Source organism: Prevotella sp. 885 (genome assembly GCF_002265625.1).
In the GTDB taxonomy this organism is placed as follows: Bacteria; Bacteroidota; Bacteroidia; order Bacteroidales; family Bacteroidaceae; genus Prevotella.
This window is the reverse complement of the sequence record NZ_NOVE01000086.1, coordinates 1-5,964: the sequence shown is the minus strand read 5'-3', so window position 1 is coordinate 5,964 and position 5,964 is coordinate 1. Positions and strand designations below refer to the sequence as shown.

Here is a 5,964-nt window from a genome sequence, read left to right as displayed (position 1 = left end):
GATTCTTTCTCTTTCTTGAGTTTTTCCACCTGCTTTTTAAGCTTTTCTATTTCTCTATCTTGGGCTGACTTTTTCATAACCTTCATATGTTTTATTTATGTAAAGTTACTAAAAATCAACGAGTTACACAACTTTTTAAAGAACTATTTCGCAATATAAAGTGTTAAATGTCAGCAACTTAACGAGCTGAATTCTTGCACTTTTCGTGTCAGATTTATATATAAATTTTGAACACCCTACCCGAAAGGGTATAATTTTTGTGTTGGATTATTATCTCAACATCAGTATTCTTTTAAGAATAAGGCGCTTGTATTGGCGTTTATAGTCATTGGGCAGGAATGATTCTTCTATCAGGTCGAGCCACTTCATCAGAGCTTTGCGGAACTTCTTTGCAATGTTGTCCAGAACCTTTTCGTTCACTCCCGAAGCGAGAATAGATTTCTCAAAGTCGTTGCGCTTTATGTTTGCCTTCTTGCCGTTAAGTGTCAGTGCCATTTCTTCCTTGTCCTCAGGCATTACGATGGTTGTATAATTAAAACTGTTTATTTGTTTCTAATAACATATTCAAATTCATCAAAATTCTCATATCCTAATTCTATTAAGACTTGGCGACTGTGTTTCCTGTCATCTTCGGTGTTGAACTTGGGGATTATGGGGAGACGAAGGATGATCTTGTCTTTATGTTTGGCATGAGTGTTGAGCCAGACAAGGTTGTCGATAACTTGCCGGTTGGGCTTACCTGTGTAGGCTTGATAGATGGCAGGATTCATGTCCTTGATGTCGATGATAAAGGAGTCAATGTATGGGGTGACTTTCTCCAAGTGATGGCGAGGTACGTTTAGACTCGTCTCCATCGTAAAGTGCCATCCCTCTGGGCATAGTTCACAAAACTCCTTTATGAATGAACTCCACAGAAGCGGTTCACCTCCACCAAAACAGATGCCGCCTCCTGTAGCTAAGAAGTAGAGGTTGTCCATCTCCACGTTCGCCATCAGCAGTTCTGTATCCACCTCCTGCCATACGCCGTCAGCATCAAGGCATTGGGGATTGAGACAGTATTTGCAACGAAGCGGACAACCGTGGAATGCCACAAGCGTGGTGACGCCCTCACCGTCTATCGTGAGGCGGTGGCGGTCGATGCAAATGAGTGGGGCGGTCTTCATGTTATTCTACTTTAAATGTGAAAGGAACGGTGGCATGTGATTTCACCACCTTTCCGTTTTTCTTGGCAGGAGTCCATTTCGGCATGCTTTTCAGTACTCGGATTGCTTCCTCGTCGAGGATAGGGACAAGACTTTTCTCTACCTTGATGTTGCTCAAACTTCCGTCCTTGTTGACGGTGAAACCAAGGATGACTCTGCCTATTGGCGCGCCTTCCCGACATTCTTTTGGATATTGAAGGTTGGTCTTGATGTATTGCGTCAATGCAGTCGAACCGCCTGGGAATGAAGCCTCTTCGAAAGTATCTTCTCTTTTGATGACGGGAGCCGTTCCTCTAATTCTGACTTCGGGAACGATTCCAGCCACGACTTCCCCTAAGGCACTTTCGTTGAATATTAGAGTGATGATATTGAGCTTGTCTCGGCTCATTTCAGATAGTTTGATGCTTCGGTCTATGAAGCCGATGTATTGCACGGTTATCGTGTCGCCTTGCTCCACTTCGAGAGTGAAGTTTCCATTGACATCAGTTATTGCATACTTTCCCGAAAGTTTAGCGATGACGGAGGCTCCAATAAGCGGCTCATTGTCCTCGTCGCTAATGAGATGCCCTTGAACGAAGAGCATTCCTTTCTTGCTGAGAGAATCTTTCGCTTGGAGTAGGGCGATGTCGTTGGTGGTGTATTTTTGGAACTGGATAGGGATAACCTTTTCAGACTTAGGCGGTGTCGATTTGTAATATCCCTTCTGCGTGGCGCACGATGTGGCGGATGCGGTGAGGGCGGTGATGCCCAAAGCCACTCCTGCGACCTTGATGGCTTTCCCTGCCATCTGTCGGAGGTGCAGTTCGTGTTCTAAGTCCCTCACGTCTTGCTCGCATTTCGGGCAAGTGCCCTTGCATTCGCCCTTAAAGTGGCATTCTTCGGGTGAATAACTGATTCCGTTGGCATCCGCGATCTGCTTGCGGATGGCCTTGAGCGTGTTACAAATGTTGCGTCCTCTTGTTGCCATGATTTTTCCTTTTTTATAGTTACTGCACGTGGATGTAGACAGGAAGCGTGTATTTTGATTTCACCGCCTTGCCGTTTTGCTTGGCAGGAATCCACTTTGGCATACTTTTCACCACCCGGACGGCTTCTTTGTCAAGGTCAGAATAGACGCTTTTCTTCACTTTGATGTCATTTAGATTTCCATCTTCATTGACAATGAAACTAACGACAATTTTTCCTTGTATGCTGCAATCGCCCTGTATGTTTGGATAGCGAAAATTGTCTGCAATATATTTCATACACGCCGCTATGCCACCAGGAAATGACGCTTCCTCATCAACAGTATCAAATATTTTGCTGTTATTGGTTGAGTCTGTGGCGATGGCGGATTGGACAACGGCGGTCTTGGCTCGCTTGTTCTTCTTAGATGGCTTGCTGTCCTCTTTCAGCGGCATGAATTTCTTGACGGTCACGTTTTTGATAGGCTTTTTGCGGTCGATTTCACCGTTGTACATTGTTGGGGCTATTGAGGCTTCATGCAAGGTTGTCGACAATCTTGTAAGTGTATCTTTGTCGTTTCCTTGTGGTTTCCCATCAGAACAAGCCGCCATGGCGACAAGTCCTGCTGCAATACCTGCAACCTTGATAGCCTTTCCTGCGGTCTGTCTACGTCGCAACTCATGCTCCAAATCTCTCACATCTTGCTCACATTTCGGACAAGTTCCCTTGCATTCACCATTGAAATGACATTCTTCGGGTGAATAGTCAATCCCATTTGCATCCGCTATCTGCTTGCGGATAGCTTTGAGAGTGTTGCAAATATAACGTCCTCTTGCCATAGTTTATTTTTTTTTATGCTTATGTCCTTTTTTGATAACAACAATTTCACCCATGAGTCCTCCACTTTCTGTCAAAGTGATGACATTGAGTTTTTCGAAATTCATTTCAGAGAGTTTGATGATTCTGTCTTGCATACCAATGAACTTTATGGTGATTGTATCTTTTGGCTCCACTTCAATTGTGAAGTTTCCATCAATGTCTGCTGCCGTTTTCTTTCCAGAAAGTTTAGCTGTGATGAAGGCACTAACAATCGGTTCTTTCGTATTTTCGTCAATAATATGACCTTGGACAAAAAGGACTCCTTTCTTCCTAAATGATTCTTTATCTTTTAGCAGAATAGAATCTTTGGATGTGTATTCTTGGAAGCGAATAGGAATAACTTTCTTTGATAGTAGTGGTGTTGAGTTATAGTAGCCTTTTTGTGTAGAACATGACGTAATAGATGCAGCAAGAGCAATTATTCCCAATGCCACTCCCGCAACCTTTATAGCCTTCCCTGCTTTCAGTCTAAGTCGCAACTCATGTTCCAAATATCTCACATCTTGCTCGCATTTGGGGCAAGTTCCCTTGCATTCACCAGTGAAGTGGCATTCTTCTGGTGAATAGTCAATCCCATTAGCATCTGCTATTTGTTTGCGAATTGCCTTGAGGATATCGCAGATGTTGTGTCCTTTGGCTTTCATAAATTGCTGTTTTTAGATGTTCATCATTCTCTTTACTCACAAAATGAGTATATTATTAGTCATAATCCCTAAAAAATACTCATTTATAATTCTAATTTCAAAAATACGAAAAACAATCCACATACAAGAATAATTTTTTGTTGTATTATAAGAAATGGGATTGTTTTTTAACTTTTTCGCTGCTTTTGATGCCGTATATAGAATTTATCTGTGTTCCAAATATGCTGTGTTGTTTTAAAGAACCTTGTACACAACAAAAAATTAATAATATTTAAAAACAAAGCAAAATATATTGTTTTTCAGATATTAGATTTATCTTTGCATTAATAATCGAAGCGTTCTTTGTATATTGCAAAGTTGTGAAAGAAAAAGAATATTGCTCGTTTCTAAATCGTTAGCAGTTCCATTCTTTGTTATACTTAATTCATTGATAGTCAATCAATAATAGATTTTGTTGTGACTCCCTACATGATAGACCAAATCCATACTTATGCCAGATAGTACTCGGAGACTTTTCATGTTACCTCTCAGTACTCGAAATTCCTGTGGCGGTAAAAGAGTAGGTCTTGTCGGGTCTTTGTATTTCTCCAACATGGCAAGCGCCTCTGGCAGTAACTTCACACGTGCAAGCATCTTGTTCGTCTTTCTGTGGTATTTCAGCCAAAGGCTACCCTCCTCATCACGAAAGAGGTTTTCTTCCGTGATAGAAACAGTATCGGCATAAGCCGTGCCTGTATAGCAGGCGAAAAGAAAAAGGTCACGGGTCAAAGCCAACGATTTTCTTCGCTCTGGTATTTCGAGGTCACGAATTTTCAGGAAGTCCTCACGTGTCAATGCCTTTGGTGGATTCTCTTTCTTTTGAGGTAGCTTGAAGTGCATAAAATGATAACGCTCGGAGTGTCCTGCCTTGAAAGCTATTCGGCAGGTCTTCTTCAAGATGGCGAGATAGTGGCGGACTGTATCAAGTGCAAGACCTCTCTGGTCAAAGCAAAAGTCCATGTACTCACGGATAAACAGCTCGTCAAGCTCACCTGAGTGTCTGCATTGCATTGAAACAGATCCTTTATCGCCTTTGCGTCAAAATCCGTCTTGCGCTCCACAAGTGACTCGTAGGCTGAGTTTATTGCCAGCAACAGCTTGTCAATCTTGGCGTTTACTTCCACAGCCTCCTTGCTCTTGCCGTCAAGTCTGCTCTCACGTGGATTCCATAACTTTGGCGTACATGACAACTTGCAACCGAACTGCGCCATTGTTCGGTTGAGGGTGATGCGTCCCATGATGGGAGCCTTACCGTTCTTGTCCAATCCGCTCTTTTTAAGGTAGAGCAACACCTTGAATTTTTCAACTTTCATCTGCTTACTTTTTTAGTTTGCAAAAATAATCAATCAGTAAGCATTCTCCGTCATTGAAAGTTGTGCAGAACAGTGCAACAAACACTGGTGACAAACTATTTGTTTTTCACCTCGTTAGCAGTGTTGGTTTCGGTAACTGACCGCTAACGGTTTGGTAACTGAAATAACTCAATATCCTGCTCGGCTTTGCTTTGCAGCCAATTGGCAGAATTATGAAATATTGCTCATTCTCAACCACTTGCAGTTCATTTCTCTCATCTTCACTTTCCGTTGCTTTTGCTTAAATTGTGCAGCAGCAATGACATACGGTCGCGTTGGTTGATCTTCCAACTTCGTTCTGCAATGTTGAGCAGCCACCCCTCTGGCACCAGTCCGTCGAAGAATGGGAAGAGCACCTTGTCCTCATACGGTTCTTCGCGCAATGGCATAGTGAGGCTTATCGGTTCTGCTCCCTCCATTTCGAGATAGTCGCTGTCGTAAACAAACTGAAATCCGTTTTCGTCCTCAGTCAGACGGCCGGCATAGTGGTCGTACATATAGATTTTAGCACTCTTCATAACAAATGATGTTAGCGTTTACTGTTCTTCTTTGTTGTTTGTCGGCTGTGCTCCCACTTCGTGTCCGAACAGAGCCAACACTTGGTTTATCTTGTCGATGCGCAGTGTCTGCTTTCCCTGCTCCAGTTCGCGCACGAAGCGCAATCCTACGCCCGACTTCTCTGCCAAGTCCACCTGCGTCAAGCCGAACATGTGCCGGCGTTCCTTTACAAATGCTGCTATTGATGTGCTCATACTTATATAATTATACCCTTTCGGGTAGAGTGTTCAAAATTTAGATATAAATCTGACATAAAAAGTGCAAGAATTCAGCTCGTTAAGTTGCTGACATTTAACACTTTATATTGCGAAATAGTTCTTTGAAAAGTTGCATAACTCGTTGATT

General features: G+C 42.7%; 7 protein-coding genes and 1 pseudogene. All 8 read right to left on the bottom strand.

Annotation, left to right across the window (positions count from 1 at the left end; all coding sequences use genetic code 11):
• Window positions 1-270 precede the first annotated feature (270 nt).
• A complete protein-coding gene (locus CHL74_RS14640; protein ID WP_176452283.1) occupies window positions 271-516 on the bottom strand; it encodes a HipA domain-containing protein in 246 nt (81 codons plus the stop codon).
• A gap of 26 nt (window positions 517-542) precedes the next feature.
• The gene (locus CHL74_RS14635) at window positions 543-1,163 is read right to left on the bottom strand and encodes a radical SAM protein (protein WP_094881917.1); all 621 of its coding nucleotides are present in this window, start codon (window positions 1,161-1,163) and stop codon (window positions 543-545) included.
• A gap of 1 nt (window position 1,164) precedes the next feature.
• Complete coding sequence (locus tag CHL74_RS14630; protein WP_094881916.1) at window positions 1,165-2,169, bottom strand: energy transducer TonB; 1,005 nt, start codon at window positions 2,167-2,169, stop codon at window positions 1,165-1,167.
• 19 nt (window positions 2,170-2,188) lie between these two features.
• Complete coding sequence (locus CHL74_RS15630; RefSeq protein ID WP_254923342.1) at window positions 2,189-2,986, bottom strand: energy transducer TonB; 798 nt, start codon at window positions 2,984-2,986, stop codon at window positions 2,189-2,191.
• A 3-nt stretch (window positions 2,987-2,989) separates the two neighbouring features.
• Window positions 2,990-3,670 carry a carboxypeptidase-like regulatory domain-containing protein gene (locus CHL74_RS14620; RefSeq protein WP_094881915.1) on the bottom strand — a complete coding sequence of 227 codons (681 nt, stop codon included), beginning with the start codon at window positions 3,668-3,670 and terminating at the stop codon, window positions 2,990-2,992.
• A gap of 438 nt (window positions 3,671-4,108) precedes the next feature.
• Window positions 4,109-5,022 (bottom strand): annotated as a pseudogene (locus tag CHL74_RS14615) (site-specific integrase).
• A gap of 260 nt (window positions 5,023-5,282) precedes the next feature.
• Window positions 5,283-5,579: a HipA N-terminal domain-containing protein gene (locus CHL74_RS14610; protein WP_094881914.1), complete on the bottom strand. Its 297-nt coding sequence runs from the start codon at window positions 5,577-5,579 to the stop codon at window positions 5,283-5,285.
• Between the two features lie 18 nt (window positions 5,580-5,597).
• Window positions 5,598-5,813 (bottom strand): helix-turn-helix transcriptional regulator, encoded by a 216-nt coding sequence (locus tag CHL74_RS14605; RefSeq protein ID WP_094881913.1) that lies wholly within the window; start codon window positions 5,811-5,813, stop codon window positions 5,598-5,600.
• Window positions 5,814-5,964: the final 151 nt, after the last annotated feature.

What these genes read in the sequence shown, in the direction of transcription:
- CHL74_RS14640 (WP_176452283.1), bottom strand. Translation starts at nt 516, where the DNA reads ATGCCTGAGGACAAGGAAGAAATGGCACTGACACTTAACGGCAAGAAG.
- CHL74_RS14635 (WP_094881917.1), bottom strand. Translation starts at nt 1,163, where the DNA reads ATGAAGACCGCCCCACTCATTTGCATCGACCGCCACCGCCTCACGATA.
- CHL74_RS14630 (WP_094881916.1), bottom strand. Translation starts at nt 2,169, where the DNA reads ATGGCAACAAGAGGACGCAACATTTGTAACACGCTCAAGGCCATCCGC.
- CHL74_RS15630 (WP_254923342.1), bottom strand. Translation starts at nt 2,986, where the DNA reads ATGGCAAGAGGACGTTATATTTGCAACACTCTCAAAGCTATCCGCAAG.
- CHL74_RS14620 (WP_094881915.1), bottom strand. Translation starts at nt 3,670, where the DNA reads ATGAAAGCCAAAGGACACAACATCTGCGATATCCTCAAGGCAATTCGC.
- CHL74_RS14610 (WP_094881914.1), bottom strand. Translation starts at nt 5,579, where the DNA reads ATGAAGAGTGCTAAAATCTATATGTACGACCACTATGCCGGCCGTCTG.
- CHL74_RS14605 (WP_094881913.1), bottom strand. Translation starts at nt 5,813, where the DNA reads ATGAGCACATCAATAGCAGCATTTGTAAAGGAACGCCGGCACATGTTC.